We start from the raw sequence: 17,380 nt of genomic DNA, 5'->3' as shown, positions 1-17,380 counted from the left end.
GAACTCTCGCGCCTGCTTCACGGTTCCGTTGCATCCGGACGTGACTTGACGGGCGAAACTCGCTAACCAGCCTGCGTTCGAACCGCGGCATGCATCGCACGCCGCCGGCGCAGGCCATCACCAAGCAAGGAAATCGATATGAGCGAATTGTTCAGGAACCTGATCGGGGGCGAATGGGTCGACGGCGAGGCCGTGCCGAACATCAACCCGTCGGACACGAATGACGTGATCGGCGAATATGCCCGCGCCACAAAGGCGGACGCACAGGCGGCGATCGCTGCGGCCAAGGCAGCCTTTCCGGCCTGGTCGCGCTCGGGCCTGCTCGAGCGCCATGCGGTGCTGCGCAAGACGGCGGACGAGATCACCGCGCGTAAGGACGAACTCGGGCGGCTCTTGTCGCGCGAGGAAGGCAAGACGCTGGCCGAGGGCATCGGCGAGACGGTGCGGGCCGCCCAGATATTCGATTTCTTCGCCGGCGAGGCGCTCAGGCTGGCCGGCGAGATACTGCCCAGCGTCAGGCCGGGCGTCAGCGTCGAGGTAACGCGCGAAGCTGTCGGCGTGGTTGGTATCATCACGCCATGGAATTTCCCGATCGCGATCCCGGCCTGGAAGATCGCGCCGGCGCTCTGCTACGGCAACACGGTCGTGTTCAAGCCGGCGGACCTGGTGCCCGGCTGCTCGTGGGCGATCGTCGACATCCTCCACCGCGCCGGCCTGCCGAAAGGCGTGATGAACCTGATCATGGGCCAGGGCTCCGTGGTCGGGCAGGCGATGCTCGACAGCCCGGACATCGACGCGATCACTTTCACCGGCTCGGTCGGCACGGGCAAGCGGGTCGCGGCGGCGAGCGTCGAGCACATGCGCAAGTTCCAGCTCGAAATGGGCGGCAAGAACCCGCTGGTCGTACTCGACGACGCCAATCTCGACATCGCGGTCGAATGCGCCGTCAACGGCGCATTCTTCTCGACCGGGCAACGCTGCACGGCGTCGTCCCGGCTGATCGTGACGGAAGGCATCCATGACCGGTTCGTGGAGGCGGTGACGGCGCGGCTGAAGGGCCTTGTCGTCGACAATGCGCTGAAAGCCGGCACGCATATCGGCCCGGTGGTCGACGAGAGCCAGATGGGCCAGGACGAGAAGTACCTGGCGATCGGCCGCGAAGAGGGCGCGAAGCTCGCCTTCGGCGGCGAACGCCTTACCCGCGAAACGCCCGGCTTCTACCTGCAGCCGGCGCTGTTCACGGAAGCGACGAACCAGATGCGGATCTCGCGCGAGGAGATTTTCGGCCCGGTGGCTTCGGTGATCCGGGTCAAGGACTACGAGGAGGCGCTGCATACGGCCAACGACACGCCGTTCGGTCTTTCCTCGGGCATCGTCACCACCAGCCTGAAGCACGCCACGCACTACAAGCGCAATGCGCAGGCCGGCATGGTGATGGTCAACGTGCCGACCGCCGGCGTCGATTTCCACGTGCCGTTCGGAGGAAGCAAGGGTTCGAGCTACGGTCCGAAGGAACAAGGCCGCTATGCGGCCGAGTTCTATACCACGGTGAAGACGGCCTACACCGCAGCGTAAGGCGAGGAGCATCGACCGGGAGGCGATTGCCTGCCGGTCGCCTCAGACCCGCGTGATGATCTCGTCGGTGTTGGCGAGAAGCTCCCTCACAGCCGTGCGCGCCGCCCCCGGGCGGCGCAGCCGGATCGCCTTCTCGATGTTTTCGTGCAGCGTCTGCGCATGCCGGAGGTCGTTTGCCTCGCGCGTGACGAAAACGAAGAGATGCGCGAGCGCCGATTCGATGAGCACGCCGAGCGGCACCAGAAGCTCGTTGCCGGAGGCGTGCAGTATTGCCAAGTGAAAGCGCGTGTCGGCCTGGGTGCGCTGGGTCAGGGACGTGGCCTCGCCCATCTCGCGGCAGGCGGCGCTGATCTCGGCCATCTGCTCGTCAGTGCGCCGCTCGGCGGCGAGCGCGGTGGCTTCCGGCTCGATGATGTGGCGGAATTCCTGGACCGTCTTCAGAAACGATTCGCGCGTCGGCGAGGTCGCGTACCAGGTGAGCACATCGCGGTCGAGCAGGTTCCAGCGGTCGCGCGGCTCGACCCAACTGCCGATCTTGGGCCGGGAACTGAGCAGGCCCTTGGCCATCAGCATCTTGATCGCCTCGCGCACGGCCGAGCGGCTGACCTGGAACGTCTCGGCCCATTTCGCCTCGTTGGGCAGAATCGCGCCAGGCGGATAGTCGCCGCGCACGATGCGGAGGCCGATCTCGTTGGCGACGGAGGCGTGCACGCTGACGCCCGGCGGCCTCGACCGGTTCGACGGAGCGGCCGCGGCCTTTGGCGTGGAAGCCGGGGACGCCTCCGCCGCTCCTGTTCTCGTCGATTTCATCGCCCGCATCGATACTCCCCCTGCCCGATCTCACCGTCAGGATCATTGTTTGCCCCGGCGCGAGCGAACGCAACGGCAAACGCCGTCGCCTCCTTCCAGAAGGTGCCGATTTCCGGAAGAGTCAAGCTTTTGCCGCGCCGGCTCAGCGTCTCGAATTTCCCTTGAACAGGGACGCTAGTTCCGCCGGAGAGCGGGTGTCGGCTTTCTTGGGCGGCGGCTGCACGAGAGCCGACGTGAGCTCGATCGGGAGAGTGTGGACGAGCGGCTTCTTCGAAGCAACGCCGTCGGCGATGCTCAGGACGCTGGTGTAGAATTCGACGCCGGCGGCCGATTTCGGCGGCGTGGCCTCGTGCATGATGCTGATCACGGTGACGCCGGGACAATTGTCCTTGATCGCCTGGTGGAAAGCCGTCTTTGCCTCCGGGTCGAGAGCCGAACTCGCTTCATCCAGGAAGAGCAGGCCCGGCTGCAGCAGGAGGATGCGCGCGAGCACCAGCTTCTGTTTCTGGCCGCCGGAAAACACCTGGTCCCAGATATTGCCGTCGCTGGTTTCATCGCCGAGATGCGCGATGAAATCGCCGAGGCCGGACTTGTGCAGCGCCGACGCGACCGCGGCGTCGGAATACTCCCCGGCGCAGCCAGGCAGGCATACCAGCCGCTTCAGGGAAATGTGCGGCAGCTTTACTTCCTGCGCGGCGTAGAAGGACCTTACGCCTTCGGGAAAGACGATGTCGCCGCGGCCATACGGCCAGAGGCCATTGATCGCCTTGACCAGGCTGGTCTTGCCGCAGCCGGATTCGCCGCGCATGAAGGTCCATTCACCGCGCCGGAAACGCATGTCCGAAACCTTCAGGAACGGTACGGCGTCCTGGCCCTGATGCATCAGTTCCAGGTTGCGTAGGGCCAAGCCGAATACGGCATGCTGGCCGCCATAGCGAAACTCGGAGCGGCCGGTCTGGCCGTAGAATTCCCGCGGCCGCTGCACGTTCTCGATTGCGTTGGCAAGGTCCGTCACTCGCCGGCTGTTGGCTTTCAGCGTGGCGATGGACGGCATGACATGGATGAACCAGGAGCACTGGCTGATGAGCGAATTGACCAGTTCGGCGCCGGTTATGTAGCTTTTGAGGCTGATCGTGCCTTGGGTGTAGGGGAGCAGGCCGGGTCCGTAGGCGATGATGCGGGCGGCGACGAAATTGTAGATGAGCTCGAACGACATATAGCCCGCGTGCACCTTGTTCAAGCTCGCCCAGGTGCGGTCGATGTCGCGGTAAAGCCGGCCGTGCATCTCCTTCTGGACGCCCTCGCCATGTGACGCGGCGACGTGGAAGCTGCGGCGGAGCAGGGTCGTGAGTTCGCCGCGATAGCTGCCTTCGGCCTGCTGCATGCGTACGGTGAGCCTTTCCAAGAGGCCGCCGACCTTGACCGCGATATAGGTGTTGAGCGGGACGTAGATGGCGACAGCGGCGAAAGCCAGGACCGCGCTGCCGTAGCTGCCCAGATATTCGAGCCCGCTCACCTCGGTCGACGTCTCGATGAGCTTCCGGCCGACGAAATAAAGCGAGGCGACGACGCCCATTATGCCCATGGCGAGGCCGATGGCGCCTCCGGTCATTCCCTTGATCGATTCCTGGACGCGCTGATCGATATTGTCGGGCGCGGCCGTGCCGGGGTCCGCGCCGTCTGAGGCGCTGTGCTGGACATGCAAATGTGTGTGGTTGCCGTCGAGCAGGGCTTCGTTGAACCGGTTGTTCAGCCAGCCGCGCCACTTGCGGTGCAAGGTGGCGGAGAAAAAGTGACGGACGCCGATGAAACCGATGTCCTTGACGAGCACGAGAAGAAGGAGCGCGCCCGCCGCTGCCAGTAGAGACGCCATCGGCGTCGAATTTCCCGGGTCGTGGAAGAAGGCTATCGAGTTGACCAGTTCACCGGAAGCTTCGGCCATCCAGACGCTGGTCTTGCTGGACAGTGCGGTTAGGAGGGTGATGACTAAAGTCAGACCCCAGGCTTCCTTCCAGCGATCCGAGAACCAGTAGGCCCGCATCAGGCCCCAGAATCGGCGCATCGAGGAGACCGGCGTCAGGGGGGAGGTCTTGCCGCGCCCCAGTGCCACCTGATTGTAAAAGCCGGACGTGATCCGGCATCCCGAATTACGACGTTCCCCAACCCATTGCCCTTTTATTGCCCTTTTTTAAGACAGCGTAACATGATTCGTTCTCAAATCGATCACGGAAGTTCGGCAACTCGCCTTCGGGCGTCTGGATGAATGCGGCTGCCGCATTGCACAATGAGCGGCGTCGCGCGATATGTGCGCCATGGCCCCCACGACGCTAGCCATCCTGGTTATCGACGAAAACCGCATCCGCGCCTCGATCATAGAGGCGGGATTGCGTGCGGCGGGCCATGAAAACGTGACGCTGGTGCACAGCGTTGCCGGGATCGCGCGGCGGATCGCCGAGATAAATCCGGACGTGATCGTCATCGACCTGGAGAACCCGAACCGCGACATGCTGGAGAACATGTTCCAGCTTTCGCGCGCGGTGAAGCGGCCGATCGCCATGTTCGTCGACCGCTCCGACCAGGCATCGATCGAGGCCGCGGTCGACGCCGGCGTGTCGGCCTATGTCGTCGACGGGCTGAAGCAGGAACGGGTGAAGCCGATCCTCGACATGGCGGTAAGCCGCTTCAACGCGTTCGCCCGGCTGTCGCGCGAGCTGGAAGAGGCCCGCAGCGAACTCGAAGGGCGCAAGGTCATCGAACGCGCAAAAGGCATACTGGTCAGGTCGAAAGGCCTGTCGGAAGAGGCCGCCTACGCGCTCTTGCGCAAGACGGCGATGAACCAGAACCGCAAGATCGCCGACATCGCACAAAGCCTGGTCACCGCGGCCGGGCTGCTGGGACCGGAGGAGGAGCCATGACCCGAGCCGATCGTCACCAGATCACGGTCGGCTTCATGCCGCTGCTCGACAGCGCCCTGCTGGTCGCGGCCAGGGAGAAGGGATTTGCGGAGGCGGAGGGCGTGGACCTGACGCTCGCGCGCGAAACCTCCTGGGCCAACATCCGCGACCGCCTCGCCGTCGGCCACTTCCAGGTCGCGCATATGCTGGCGCCGATGCCGATCGCCTGCAATCTCGGGCTGACGCCGCTGGCGGCGAGAACCATCGCGCCGATGGCGCTCGGTCTCGGCGGCAACGCGGTCACCGTGTCCAACGCGCTGTGGAAGGCGATGGAGGCGCATGGCGCCAAGCCCGACTTCGACCCGCTGTCGACGGGGGAAGCGCTGAGGGCGATGGTCGCCGAACGCGGCAAGAAGGGGCTGGCGCCATTCCGCTTCGCGGTGGTCCATCCGCACTCGGGGCACAATTACGAGCTTCGCTACTGGCTGGCGGCCTGCGGCATGGATCCGGACCGCGATTTCGAGATCGTCATCGTGCCGCCGCCGCTGATGGCGGACGCGCTCGGATCGGGAGCGATCGACGGCTACTGCGTCGGCGAGCCGTGGAACACGGCGGCGGTGGAACTCGGCAGCGGGCGGATCGCGACCGTCAAAGCCGCTATCTGGCGCTCGAGCCCGGAAAAGGTTCTGGGCGCCGAGGCGCGCTGGGCCGAAGCCAATCCGGACGTGCTCGCAGCCCTGTTGCGTGCCGTCTACCGCGCGGCGCAGTGGTGCGGGGATACTGCAAACCATGAGGAACTCGCCGGGCTTCTGTCGGATTCGGGCTATGTCGGCCGGCCGCGAGGCTGGATGATGCCGGCCCTTTCAGGGCGGATGCGCGCCGCGCCGGGCGAAACGGTCGTGGTCGAGGACTTCTTCGTGCCCGTGGCGAGGGCGGCGACCTTTCCGTGGAAAAGCCATGCACTCTGGTTCTACAGCCAGATGGCGCGTTGGGGCCAAGTTCCGCACAATGCCGCCAATGCGGCGATCGCGCGCGATACCTACCGGCCGGACCTTTACCGCGCAGCGCTGCAGCCGCTCGGCGTCGCGCTTCCGGGCGCGAACGCCAAGGTCGAAGGCGCCCTCAAAATCGCCACGCCGGTCGGCTCGGCCGGCGCAAGCCTGACCCTCGGACCCGACGGATTCTTCGGCGGCGCGCTGTTCGATCCCGACGAACTCGACGCCTATATCGCGAGCCAGAAGACCGAGCTTATTGGCTGATCCGGCACTGCGCATTTCTTGTGCACTGCACAAAAACTGTGCGACGATGGATTCGGAATAATCAATATCCGGTCAAGTGGCAAGACTTGACCGATCCGGACGGGAGCCGTCAAGTGGTTGTTTCTAATTGACTTTTCTTGCTGACGCAAAGTTGGCACGCTTCCTGCTTTACCAATAGCAGGGCCTTCGGGCCACGAAACAGGCGTCCAGTGACGGGCGCCCCAGGCAAAGCTGCCGATCAGGTATTCGCGATCCCGGATGAACGGACGCGAAAACTTGGCCGGCAGCTTTTTTGTTTTAGCGAACCAGCGCGGCAGCCTCCCATGCCGCTCAACGGAGCAGACGATGACCAAAATCCTGCCAGCAGACGCCAGCCCGGATAAAGCACCGGCGCGGGCGCTGCTCATGTCCACCATCGCCTTCACGGTCTGCTTCGCCGTATGGACGATATTTTCCATCATTGGCGTGCGCATCAAGGAAGAGCTCGGCCTGAGCGAAACCCAATTCGGGCTTCTGGTCGGCACCCCGATCCTCACCGGCTCCCTCGTCCGTGTCGCTCTCGGCATCTGGACGGATCGCTATGGCGGCCGGCTGGTCTACACCGCCACCATGCTGGCGGCGGCCGTCGCCACCTTCCTGCTGGCCTTCGCCGAGACCTACGTGCAGATGCTGGTCGCGGCGCTCGGCGTCGGGCTGGCTGGCGGCTCCTTCGCAGTCGGCGTCGCCTATGTCTCGCGCTTCTTTCCGGCCGAAAGACAGGGCACCGCCCTCGGCATATTCGGCGTCGGCAACGTTGGGGCCGCCGTGACCAAGTTCATCGCGCCGTTCGCCCTGCTCGCCTGGGGCTGGCAGTCGGTTGCGCTGCTCTGGTCGGCCGCGCTCGTCGTCATGGCGCTGGTGTTCTGGTTCACCACCGGCGACGACCCGGTCATCCGCGAGCGCCGCGTCGGCGGCGCCAAGCCAAAGAGCCTGCGCGACGAATTCGCACCGCTGAAGAACGTCCAGGTCTGGCGCTTCGCGCTCTACTATTTCTTCGCTTTCGGTGCCTTTGTGGCGCTGGCGCTCTGGCTGCCGCGCTACCTGATCGGCGTCTACGGCTTCGACATCGCCACCGCCGGCATGATCGGCGCGGCCTATTCGGTGCCCGCCAGCATCTTTCGAGCCTATGGCGGCGTGCTGTCCGACCGCATCGGCGCGCGCACGATCATGTATTGGACGTTCGCCGTCTCGGCTGTCGCGACGCTGATCCTGTCGCTGCCGCCGACCGATTATGTCGTGCACGGCATCGACGGCCGGATGGTTTTTCACCTTGCCGTCGGCCCCGTAGCCTTCATAGCGGTCATGTTCGTGCTGGGCTTCTTCATGAGCCTCGGCAAGGCCGCCGTGTACAAGCACATTCCGGCCTACTACCCGCAGAACGTCGGTGCCGTGGGCGGCCTGGTCGGCATGATTGGCGGGCTCGGCGGTTTCATCCTGCCGATCCTCTTCGGCGTGCTCAACGATCTCACCGGGCTTTGGACGAGCTGCTTCATGCTGCTTTTCGTGCTGGTCGTGGTGTCGCTTGCCTGGATGCATTTCGCCATCCGCAAGATGGAGCGCAAGGCGAGCGACGCCGATCAACTCGCATACGCTGCGCAGTGAAGGGAAGGCAAACGGCATGACCGAAAAACTCGTCATCATCGGCAACGGCATGGCGCCTGGCAGGATGCTGGAGCACCTGCTGGAAGCCGCGCCCGGCCGCTACCAGGTCACCATCTTCAACGCCGAGCCGCGCGTGAACTACGACCGCATCATGCTGTCGCCGGTTCTCTCCGGTGAGAAGGATTTCGAGGAAATCGTCATCCACGGCGATGGCTGGTACATCAGGAACGGCATAACGCTCTACAAGGGTCACAAGATCGTCGCGATCGACCGCGCGGCCAAGACCGTCACGTCCGATCACGGCGTCACCGAACCCTACGACAAGCTCGTCGTCGCCACGGGTTCCGCGCCCTTCATCATCCCGGTGCCCGGCCATGACATGCCGGGCGTACTGACCTATCGCGATCTCGACGACGTCAACGCCATGCTGCTGGCGGCGCAGTCCCGGGCGAAGGCAGTGGTCATCGGCGGCGGGTTGCTGGGCCTGGAGGCGGCGGCTGGCCTGCGCATGCGCGACATGGACGTGACCGTGCTTCACGTCATGCCGACGCTGATGGAGCGCCAGCTCGACCCCGCGGCCGGCTATCTGCTCCAGCGCGCCGTCGAGGAGCGCGGCATCAAGGTCATGACGAAGGCGAACACCAAGGCGATCACCGGCAACGGCCGGGTCGAGGCGGTCGAACTCGCCGATGGAACCGTCATTCCGGCCACCCTGGTCATCATGGCGGTGGGCATCCGGCCGAATTCCGGTCTGGCGAAGGATGCCGGCCTCGCGGTCAACAGGGGCATAGTCGTCGATGCCGGCATGCGCACCAGCGATCCGGCGATCTACGCGCTCGGCGAATGCGCCGAAGTGGGCGGCCATGTCTACGGCCTCGTCGCCCCGCTTTACGAGATGGCGCGGGTTGCGGCCGCGCACCTTACCGGTGACGACAGCGCCCGCTTCGTACACAACGACACCCCGACCAAGCTCAAGGTCACCGGCATCGACCTGTTCTCGCTCGGCGACTTCGCCGACGGCGACGACCGCCAGGAGATCGTGCTGCGCGATGCATCCGCCGGCATCTACAAGCGGCTGGTGCTGAAGGACAACCGCATCATCGGCACCGTGCTCTACGGCGAGACGGCCGACGGAGCGTGGTTCAACGACCTGAAGAAGAAGCAGATCGACATTTCGGAGATGCGCGACACGCTCATCTTCGGTCAGGCCTACCAGGGAGGGTCCCCGCTGGACCCTATGGCGGCCGTTGCAGCCTTGCCGGATGATGCAGAAATCTGCGGCTGCAACGGCGTATGCAAGGGAAAGATAACCGGCGCCATTGCGGCAAAGGGGCTGACTTCGCTCGACGATGTCCGCGCCCACACGAAGGCGTCCGCCTCCTGCGGCTCCTGCACCGGGCTGGTCGAGCAACTGATGTCGCTGACGCTCGGCGACGCCTACAATCCCACGGCGGTGCAGCCGATGTGCTCCTGCACCGGGCTCGGCCACGACGACGTTCGCCGCCTGATCAAGGCCAAGGGCCTCAAGACCATTCCGGCGGTCATGCAGGAACTCGAGTGGAAGAGTTCCTGCGGCTGCGCCAAGTGCCGCCCGGCGCTCAACTACTATCTCGTGGCCGACTGGCCGGACCTTTACGCCGACGACTACCAGTCACGGTTCATCAACGAGCGCGTCCACGCCAACATCCAGAAGGACGGCACCTATTCGGTGGTGCCGCGCATGTGGGGCGGCGTCACGTCTTCGGGCGAACTGCGCGCCATCGCCGACGTGGTCGACAAGTTCGAGATCCCGATGGTCAAGGTCACCGGTGGCCAGCGCATCGACATGCTCGGCATCAGGAAGGAGGATTTGCCCGCCGTCTGGGCCGACCTCGGCAAGGCCGGCTTTGTGTCCGGGCATGCCTACGCAAAGGGCTTGCGCACGGTGAAGACCTGCGTCGGCTCCGACTGGTGCCGCTTCGGCACGCAGGATCTGACCGGCCTGGGCATCCGCATCGAGAAGTTCATGTGGGGCTCGTGGACGCCGGCAAAGGTCAAGATGGCAGTCTCGGGATGTCCAAGAAACTGCGCCGAGGCGACCTGCAAGGATGTCGGCGTGATCTGCGTGGATTCCGGCTTCGAGATCCATTTCGCGGGCGCGGCCGGCCTCGACATCAAGGGAACCGAGGTGCTCGGCCTCGTGAAGACGGAGGACGAGGCACTCGAGCACATCGTTGCGCTGACCCAGATGTATCGCGAGCAGGGCCGCTATCTCGAGCGCATCTACAAATGGGCCAAGAGGGTCGGCATCGCCGAGATCAAGCGCCAGATCATGGACGATGCGGACAAGCGCCGGGCCTATTTCGACCGCTTCGTCTTTTCCCAGAAATTCGCCCAGGTCGATCCGTGGTCCGAGCGCGTCTCGGGCAAGGACAAGCACGAGTTCCGGCCGATGGCCACGGTCGGGTTCAAGGAAGCAGCAGAGTGAACGCCATGAACTGGATCGCAATCGGCTCCATCGCCGACATTCCCCGCCGTGGCGCGCGCTGCGTGAAAACTCCGCAGGGCAAGATCGCCGTGTTCCGCACCGCAGACGACCAGGTTTTTGCAATCGACGATCATTGCCCGCACAAGGGCGGACCGCTGAGCCAGGGCATCGTGCATGGCGCGGCGGTGACCTGCCCGCTGCACAACTGGGTGATCTCGCTCGAAACCGGCAAGGCGCTCGGCGCGGACGAGGGAGCGGTGCGGACGATTCCGGTCAAGGTCGAGGGCGAGAGCCTGTACATCGCGCTCGAGGCGCTCGCGTCGAAGGCCGCCTGACCATGGAGATGGTCCGCGAAGCCGGCGAGGTGAAAACCACCTGTCCCTATTGCGGCGTGGGTTGCGGCGTACTGGCCAAAATCGGGGCAGACGGCAGCGTATCGGTTCGCGGCGACCCGGAGCATCCGGCCAATTTCGGCCGGCTTTGCTCCAAGGGCTCGGCGCTCGCCGAAACGATAGGCGCTGAAGGCCGGCTGCTCCATCCCGAGATCCATGGCCGCCGCGCGGATTGGGACGAGGCGCTCGATCTCGTCGCTTCGAAATTCTCCGAAACGATTGCCGAGCACGGCCCGGACTCCGTGGCCCTCTACGTGTCGGGCCAGCTTCTCACCGAGGATTATTACGTCGCCAACAAGCTGATGAAGGGTTTTGTCGGGTCGGCCAACATCGACACGAACTCGCGGCTCTGCATGGCCTCGTCGGTTGCCGGCCATCGCCGCGCCTTCGGTTCCGACACTGTGCCGGGCACCTATGAGGACCTGGAACTGGCCGATCTCGTCGTGCTGGTAGGCTCCAATCTCGCGTGGTGCCATCCTGTGCTCTACCAGCGCATCGCGGCGGCGAAAGCCGCGCGTCCGGCCATGAGGGTCGTGCTGGTCGACCCGCGCCGCACAATGACGGCCGACATCGCTGATCTTCACCTGCCCGTCAGGGCCGACGGCGACATCGCCCTGTTCAACGGCCTGCTGGCCCACCTTGCGCAAGCGGGCGCGATCGACCACGCCTATGCCGAGACGCACACGACGGGCCTCGATGAGGCGATCGCCGCCGCGGGCGCGCCGGACCTTGCGGCGATCGCCGAGGCCGCCGGCATCGACGGAGCGGCGCTGGCGGAGTTCTTCGCTCTGTTTGCCGCGACCGAAAGGACGGTCACCGTCTACAGCCAGGGCGTCAATCAGTCCTCGGTTGGCACCGACAAGGTCAATGCGATCATAAACTGCCATCTGGCAACGGGCCGCATCGGCAGGCCGGGCATAGGGCCGTTCTCCGTCACCGGCCAGCCCAACGCGATGGGCGGCCGCGAGGTCGGCGGCCTGGCCAACATGCTCGCCGCGCATATGGATATTGAGAATCCGGTGCATCGGGACCGTGTGCGCCGCTTCTGGCAGGCGCCGAACGTCGCGATCCGCCCGGGCCTGAAGGCCGTCGACATGTTCCGCGCCGTCGCCGACGGGCGCGTCAAGGCGCTGTGGATCATGGCGACCAACCCAGTGGATTCGCTGCCGGAGGGGGATGCGGTGGAGGCGGCGATCGCCGCCTGTCCATTCGTCGTCGTCTCCGAAGTCGAAGGCGAAACCGACACGTTGCGCCACGCCCATGTGAAGCTGCCGGCAGCGGCCTGGGGCGAGAAGGACGGCACCGTCACCAATTCCGAACGCCGGATCTCGCGCCAGAGGCCCTTCCTCAGGGCGCCGGGAGAGGCGCGGCCGGACTGGTGGATCATCGGCGAGGTGGCGAAACGGATGGGTTTTGGCGCGGCATTCGCATATGATTCTCCGGCCGAGATCTTCGCTGAGCATGCTGCGCTGTCGGCGTTCGAAAACGCCGGCGAGCGAGACTTCGATATCGGCGCTCATGAACATCTCGATCGGCAGTCGTATCAGAATTTGAAGCCGTTCCAGTGGCCGGCTCCCGCGGGCGGCGACATGGGCGACACGCGCTTCTTCGGCGATGGAGGCTACTTCACGCCGGATCGCAAGGCGCGGTTCGTGGCGATCAGATCGGTCGCTCCAGATCGCACGGGCGCTGCCTTCCCGCTGGTTCTCAACACCGGCCGCGTGCGCGACCACTGGCACACGATGACGCGCACGGCCAGGAGCCAGAGGCTGTCGCAGCATCTGGCCGAACCCTTCGCCGAGCTTCACCCCGCCGACGCTGCCCGCCACGGTATCCGCGACGCCGACGTCGTGCGCGTCGCCTCATCCGCAGGATACATCCTGGTGCGGGCGCTTCTGTCGTCGCGGCAGCGCGAAGGGGCCGTCTTCGTGCCGATGCACTGGACCGACCAGTTCGCATCCGGCGCGCGTGTCGACCGCCTCGTCCCGGCGCTGACCGATCCGTCATCCGGCCAACCGGCCTCGAAGCACGTGCCGGTGGCCATCGAGCGGTTCCAAGCAGCGGCCTACGGCTTCGCAGTGCTCGCGAGTCGCCCGGAAACGATCGATGCGGAGTATTGGGCGGTGGCGCGCTGCGCCGAGGGCTGGCGGGTGGAACTCGCCTTCACTGACGCCGCCCGCGACTGGACGCTCTTCGCCGACACGCTGTTTGGCGCCTCGTCTTCCGCCGAATCGCTTTCCTATCACGATCTTTCCGGCGGGCAGCGCCGCTATGCCTGCTTCGAAGGCGACAGGCTCGTCGGCGCTCTTTTCCTCGACCGCGAACCGGTTGCAGCGCCGCGCAACTGGGCGGTCGAACAGCTTGCGGCGAGACATGAAGGCCGGCGCGCCCGCTTGTCCATCATGGCCGCGCGCCCCGGCCAAGGTGTTGTCGATCGCGGTGCGACCGTGTGCTCCTGCTTCGGCATCGGAGCAAACCAGATCGCCGCCGCCGCCGCGAACGGCTGCGCTACGGTCGAGGCTATCGGCAAGGTGTTGCAGGCCGGCACGAATTGCGGCTCCTGCCGGGCCGAAATCAGGGGAATTGTCGATGCGCATCGTCTCCAGGCAGCCGAGTAACCGTGCGCCGGCGCGCGTTGCGCCGCTTTCCGTTCTGCCGGTGTTTTTGGATCTACACGGAAAGAGGGTCGTGGTGGCCGGCGGATCGGACGCGGCGGCCTGGAAGGCCGAACTTCTCGCGGCCGCCGGCGCCAGGGTGCACGTTTATGCGCCAAGCGAAGCGATCAGCGATGAAATGGCGCTGCTACTGGCAGCCGGCGGTGCTTCGCCCAGCTACGTGCATCACGATCAGGAGTGGAGCGCGGAAAACCTTGCCGGCGCTGTGCTTGCGGTGGCCGATGCCGGGTCGAACGAGGAGGCGACGGCATTCCATGCCGCCGCCCGCTCCGCGGGAGTGCCGTGCAATGTCATCGACCGGCCGGATCACTGCGTCTTCCAGTTCGGATCGATCGTGAACCGCTCGCCGGTGGTCATAGGAATATCCACTTCCGGCGCCGCCCCTATCCTCGCTCAGGCGATCCGGCGGCGGGTTGAGGCGCTGCTGCCGCCGTCGCTCGCTGAATGGGCCGATCTCGCCCAAAGGCTGCGGGAGACGGTGATGAAGCTGCTGCCGGCCGCGTCGCGCCGCAGGGCGTTCTGGGAGACGTTCGCCGATCGCGCCTTCGGCAGAGCTCCGTTGCCGGGCGAGGCACTTCGTCTTTCCAGTCAGGTGGCTGAGATCGCCGCCGATGCCGCCCTGGCTTGCGGGCGGGTGACGTTCGTCGACGCCGGTCCGGGCGACGCCGAACTGCTGACGCTGAAGGCCGTTCGCGCGCTTCAGGCCGCCGACGTCATCCTTTTCGACGACGAGGTATCCGGCGACGTGCTCGAACTTGCGCGCCGGGAGGCGACACGCGTTGCCGCTGGAACGTGCGGCGGCCGGGAGAAGGCCGGTGACACGCTGGTATCGCTCGCGCGATCCGGCCGGCATGTCGTGCGGCTGAAGCCCAGCAAGGCGAATTTCGGGAACGGGGAAATCTCAAGACTGCGCGCGGAAGGCATAGCTTTCGATATCGTGCCCGGCGTGTCAGTCGCGAAGGTCCGCGCCGCCTCTCGCGCGCATCGCGTTCGGAATGAAGCCGGCCGCTTTGCCGCAGGCCATGCCCGGAACATGCCGGGCGAGGAACGGGCCACCGCGCGGGCCGTTGGTTGACCCCGCAGACACGAGGCGGACTTGCTGTCTCGCCCAGCTTTGCCGCACCCGCACACCAACGCGGAATTTTCACGCTTGACTCGCCAATCATTCTGCCGCAACTTTTCAGCCAATAGGTCAGACCAATTTACCGATCCAAGGTGAGGTCGATGATCTACCAAGGGAGAAGAGAGCGGCCATGCCGATCCAGGCTGTCGAACCGCGCCGGCTTTACCGCCAGATCGCCGATCAGCTCAGGCAGCTGATCGACGCCGGCGAGTTTGCCGTCGGCGACCGCCTGCCGACCGAGCGCGAACTGGCCGACCAGCTTGGCATCTCCCGCCCGACCGTCCGCGAAGCACTGATTGCGCTCGAGGTGGAGGGGCGGATACGCATCCGCGTCGGCTCCGGCATCTACGTCACCGAGCCGCCACGCGCCGCCGCAACGGCCACTGATACGGACGAGGGTCCGTTCGAACTTTTGCGCGCCCGCGAATTCATCGAAGGGGCGATCGCCGCCGAAGCCGCACTCCACGTCCAGCCCGCCGACATCGAACTTCTCGACGATGTGCTTGGCCGGATGGAAGACACGAGCCATCCGACCAAAGTGACAATTGCCCTCGACCGCGAGTTCCATACGACAGTGGCCGGCATTCTCGGAAACGCCGTGCTGGTACGCTTCATCGGCGAATTGTTCGACCAGCGCATGAATCCCTACTTCGAGCTCCTGTCGAGCTATTTCGAGAACCGTGACTCCTGGCGCGCCGCCGCCGCGGAACACCGCGCGGTGCGCGATGCCATCGCGGCGCGCGACGCCGAACGGGCGAAAACCGCAATGCAGGAGCATTTGCGGCTGTCGCAATTGAGATTCTCACGTAATTTCGGTGAGAGATCCGCAGCCAGGGAGGTTGCGGAATAGAAGCCGGCCGGCCAGGAGGAGATCTGGCCGGATCAAGTCAAGTTCATCCACTGGGAGGTATTATGATGTTGAGAAAATACGCAGTTCTGCTCGGCACGATTGCCGCAATCGCCATGCCCATGGCTTCGGCCTCGGCGCAAACCGCGCTGAAATGGGCGCATGTCTACGAAACGTCCGAGCCCTTCCACACGGAGTCGATCTGGGCGGCGGAAGAGATCAAGAAACGCACCGACGGCCGCTACACGATCGATGTGTTTCCGGCTTCGCAGCTCGGCAAGGAAGCCGACATCAACCAGGGGCTGACCCTCGGCACGGTCGACATCATCATCTCCGGATCGAGCTTCGCGGCGCGCGAATTCCCGCCGATCGGCGTGACCTATTTCCCGTTCACTTTCCGCGACGCCGACCATCTGCTGGCCTACACCAAGAGCGACAAATACAAGGAGCTGACCGCCGGCTACGAAGAGGCGTCCGGCCACCACATCACGGCGACCACCTACTACGGCACGCGCCACACCACTTCCAACCGGCCGATCGAGAAATGCGCCGACATGCAGGGCCTGAAGATCCGCGTGCCCGACGTGCCGGCATACCTTGCAATGCCGCGCGCGTGCGGCGCCAACACAGCGCCGATTGCCTTTGCCGAAGTCTATCTTGCCCTTCAGCAGGGAACGGTCGAGGCGCAGGAAAACCCGCTGACCACGATCGACGCCAAGAAGTTCTACGAGGTGCAGAAGCACATCGTCCTGACCGGACACATCGTCGACCACCTCAACACGATCGTGTCGCAGTCGCGCTGGTCGCAACTGTCCGACGAAGATAAGGCGATCTTCACCGAGGTGATGCAGGAAGCAGCCGCTCGCGCGACCAAGATTATCGTCGACCGCGAAAAAGCGCTCGTCGAAACCTTCAAGGAACGCGGTCTCACCGTCACCGAAGTCGACCGCGCCGACTTCGAGAAGAACGTGATGGAGAAGGTGACGTTCGAGGAATTCGGCTACCGCAAGGAAGACTGGGAGGCGATCCGCGCCGTCAAGTAACCCGCATCGAGTGCAGGCCCGGCGTGGATGCGCCGGGCCTGCTTTACCCGCTGTCGCATTGCCCTTGCCGGAGCCACGCCGATGATCCAGGAAATCCACACACCGGTTACCGCCGAAGAACTGACGCATGCCTTCGAGGAAGAGGTCGCGCCCGTCGATCTGTCGCGCTACGCGGTGGAGGATTGGGTGACACTCGCGGTGTTCTGGGGCATGTCGCTCTGCGTCTTCCTGCAGTTCTTCACGCGCTACGTCCTGAACAACAGCCTCGCCTGGACCGAGGAGATCGCGATCAACTGCCTGGTCGTGGTGGTCTTCCTGGGATCGGTCATGTGCACGCGCATGACCCGCCACATCCATGTCGACGTGCTCTATCACTACCTCCCGGCCGGGGTGGGGCGCTATCTGGCGCTCGCGGTAAACCTCATCACCATCGGCTTCTTCGCCTACATGTCCTGGCTGCTGTGGCGCTATGTCGGGATCGTCGCGCGCGAGCGCATGGTCACCATCGACCTGCCGCGCAACGTCGTCTTCTATGCAGTCTTCGCTGGTTTCGTGCTGATGATGCTGCGCCAGATCCAGGTATTCGTCGGTAACGTCCGCCGCGGGTACTCGGCGCTCGAGCGCCCCGCCGCCTTCGACGGGCTGGGAGAGTAG

14 protein-coding genes are annotated in these 17,380 nt (G+C 65.0%); 11 read left to right on the top strand and 3 right to left on the bottom strand.

The window, feature by feature from the left end; translation table 11 throughout:
• The first annotated feature begins 138 nt into the window (after positions 1-138).
• Positions 139-1,575, top strand: a complete 1,437-nt coding sequence (locus ACG873_RS22905; protein ID WP_394887881.1) for an aldehyde dehydrogenase family protein — start codon at positions 139-141, stop codon at positions 1,573-1,575.
• Between the two features lie 42 nt (positions 1,576-1,617).
• Here the strand turns inward: ACG873_RS22905 and ACG873_RS22900 are convergent, their stop codons facing one another.
• Together ACG873_RS22900 and ACG873_RS22895 are read right to left on the bottom strand one after the other, a co-directional pair.
• Entirely contained in the window at positions 1,618-2,385 is a 768-nt protein-coding gene (locus tag ACG873_RS22900) for a FadR/GntR family transcriptional regulator (RefSeq protein WP_394887880.1), read from the bottom strand.
• Positions 2,386-2,527: 142 nt separating this feature from the next.
• A complete protein-coding gene (locus tag ACG873_RS22895; protein WP_394887879.1) occupies positions 2,528-4,447 on the bottom strand; it encodes an ABC transporter ATP-binding protein/permease in 1,920 nt (639 codons plus the stop codon).
• Between the two features lie 250 nt (positions 4,448-4,697).
• Between ACG873_RS22895 and ACG873_RS22890 the strand changes: the two genes are divergently transcribed.
• Both ACG873_RS22890 and ACG873_RS22885 read left to right on the top strand, forming a co-directional pair.
• The gene (locus ACG873_RS22890) at positions 4,698-5,300 is read left to right on the top strand and encodes an ANTAR domain-containing response regulator (protein WP_394887876.1); all 603 of its coding nucleotides are present in this window, start codon (positions 4,698-4,700) and stop codon (positions 5,298-5,300) included.
• Entirely contained in the window at positions 5,297-6,538 is a 1,242-nt protein-coding gene (locus tag ACG873_RS22885; protein ID WP_394887874.1) for a CmpA/NrtA family ABC transporter substrate-binding protein, read from the top strand. Before ACG873_RS22890 ends, ACG873_RS22885 begins: the two co-directional genes overlap by 4 nt.
• Here ACG873_RS22885 and ACG873_RS22880 read toward each other — a convergent pair.
• On the bottom strand, positions 6,502-6,945 hold the full coding sequence (locus ACG873_RS22880) for a hypothetical protein (RefSeq protein WP_394893822.1): 444 nt from the start codon (positions 6,943-6,945) through the stop codon (positions 6,502-6,504). The two genes, ACG873_RS22885 and ACG873_RS22880, sit on opposite strands and share 37 nt — an antisense overlap.
• On the opposite strand from ACG873_RS22880, the gene ACG873_RS22875 reads away from it, so the two are divergent.
• The 8 genes from ACG873_RS22875 to ACG873_RS22840 all read left to right on the top strand — a co-directional run bounded on the left by ACG873_RS22875 (position 6,884) and on the right by ACG873_RS22840 (position 17,380).
• Entirely contained in the window at positions 6,884-8,179 is a 1,296-nt protein-coding gene (locus ACG873_RS22875) for an MFS transporter (protein ID WP_394887872.1), read from the top strand. The genes ACG873_RS22880 and ACG873_RS22875 overlap by 62 nt on opposite strands.
• A gap of 16 nt (positions 8,180-8,195) precedes the next feature.
• Positions 8,196-10,646 carry a nitrite reductase large subunit NirB gene (gene nirB / locus ACG873_RS22870; protein WP_394887870.1) on the top strand — a complete coding sequence of 817 codons (2,451 nt, stop codon included), beginning with the start codon at positions 8,196-8,198 and terminating at the stop codon, positions 10,644-10,646.
• A gap of 5 nt (positions 10,647-10,651) precedes the next feature.
• Positions 10,652-10,981, top strand: a complete 330-nt coding sequence (nirD, locus tag ACG873_RS22865) for a nitrite reductase small subunit NirD (protein WP_394887868.1) — start codon at positions 10,652-10,654, stop codon at positions 10,979-10,981.
• A gap of 2 nt (positions 10,982-10,983) precedes the next feature.
• A complete protein-coding gene (locus ACG873_RS22860; protein WP_394887866.1) occupies positions 10,984-13,656 on the top strand; it encodes a molybdopterin-dependent oxidoreductase in 2,673 nt (890 codons plus the stop codon).
• On the top strand, positions 13,628-14,788 hold the full coding sequence (locus ACG873_RS22855) for a siroheme synthase (protein WP_394887863.1): 1,161 nt from the start codon (positions 13,628-13,630) through the stop codon (positions 14,786-14,788). The genes ACG873_RS22860 and ACG873_RS22855 overlap by 29 nt, the downstream gene beginning before the upstream one ends.
• A gap of 178 nt (positions 14,789-14,966) precedes the next feature.
• Positions 14,967-15,686, top strand: coding sequence for a FadR/GntR family transcriptional regulator (locus ACG873_RS22850; protein WP_394887860.1), 720 nt, complete (start codon positions 14,967-14,969; stop codon positions 15,684-15,686).
• A 65-nt stretch (positions 15,687-15,751) separates the two neighbouring features.
• On the top strand, positions 15,752-16,726 hold the full coding sequence (locus tag ACG873_RS22845; protein WP_394893660.1) for a sialic acid TRAP transporter substrate-binding protein SiaP: 975 nt from the start codon (positions 15,752-15,754) through the stop codon (positions 16,724-16,726).
• 81 nt (positions 16,727-16,807) lie between these two features.
• The gene (locus ACG873_RS22840; RefSeq protein WP_394887858.1) at positions 16,808-17,380 is read left to right on the top strand and encodes a TRAP transporter small permease; all 573 of its coding nucleotides are present in this window, start codon (positions 16,808-16,810) and stop codon (positions 17,378-17,380) included.

Source organism: Allomesorhizobium aridi (assembly GCF_043769475.1).
Taxonomy (GTDB): Bacteria; Pseudomonadota; Alphaproteobacteria; order Rhizobiales; family Rhizobiaceae; genus Allomesorhizobium.
Note: the sequence above shows the minus strand (reverse complement) of the source record. Positions and strands in the feature narration are given on the sequence as shown.

Bases quoted from the DNA above. Each gene is read 5' to 3' on its own strand.
- ACG873_RS22905 (WP_394887881.1), top strand. From the start codon at position 139: ATGAGCGAATTGTTCAGGAACCTGATCGGGGGCGAATGGGTCGACGGC.
- ACG873_RS22900 (WP_394887880.1), bottom strand. From the start codon at position 2,385: ATGAAATCGACGAGAACAGGAGCGGCGGAGGCGTCCCCGGCTTCCACG.
- ACG873_RS22895 (WP_394887879.1), bottom strand. From the start codon at position 4,447: ATGCGCCGATTCTGGGGCCTGATGCGGGCCTACTGGTTCTCGGATCGC.
- ACG873_RS22890 (WP_394887876.1), top strand. From the start codon at position 4,698: ATGGCCCCCACGACGCTAGCCATCCTGGTTATCGACGAAAACCGCATC.
- ACG873_RS22885 (WP_394887874.1), top strand. From the start codon at position 5,297: ATGACCCGAGCCGATCGTCACCAGATCACGGTCGGCTTCATGCCGCTG.
- ACG873_RS22875 (WP_394887872.1), top strand. From the start codon at position 6,884: ATGACCAAAATCCTGCCAGCAGACGCCAGCCCGGATAAAGCACCGGCG.
- ACG873_RS22880 (WP_394893822.1), bottom strand. From the start codon at position 6,945: ATGAGCAGCGCCCGCGCCGGTGCTTTATCCGGGCTGGCGTCTGCTGGC.
- nirB (WP_394887870.1), top strand. From the start codon at position 8,196: ATGACCGAAAAACTCGTCATCATCGGCAACGGCATGGCGCCTGGCAGG.
- nirD (WP_394887868.1), top strand. From the start codon at position 10,652: ATGAACTGGATCGCAATCGGCTCCATCGCCGACATTCCCCGCCGTGGC.
- ACG873_RS22860 (WP_394887866.1), top strand. From the start codon at position 10,984: ATGGAGATGGTCCGCGAAGCCGGCGAGGTGAAAACCACCTGTCCCTAT.
- ACG873_RS22855 (WP_394887863.1), top strand. From the start codon at position 13,628: ATGCGCATCGTCTCCAGGCAGCCGAGTAACCGTGCGCCGGCGCGCGTT.
- ACG873_RS22850 (WP_394887860.1), top strand. From the start codon at position 14,967: ATGCCGATCCAGGCTGTCGAACCGCGCCGGCTTTACCGCCAGATCGCC.
- ACG873_RS22845 (WP_394893660.1), top strand. From the start codon at position 15,752: ATGTTGAGAAAATACGCAGTTCTGCTCGGCACGATTGCCGCAATCGCC.
- ACG873_RS22840 (WP_394887858.1), top strand. From the start codon at position 16,808: ATGATCCAGGAAATCCACACACCGGTTACCGCCGAAGAACTGACGCAT.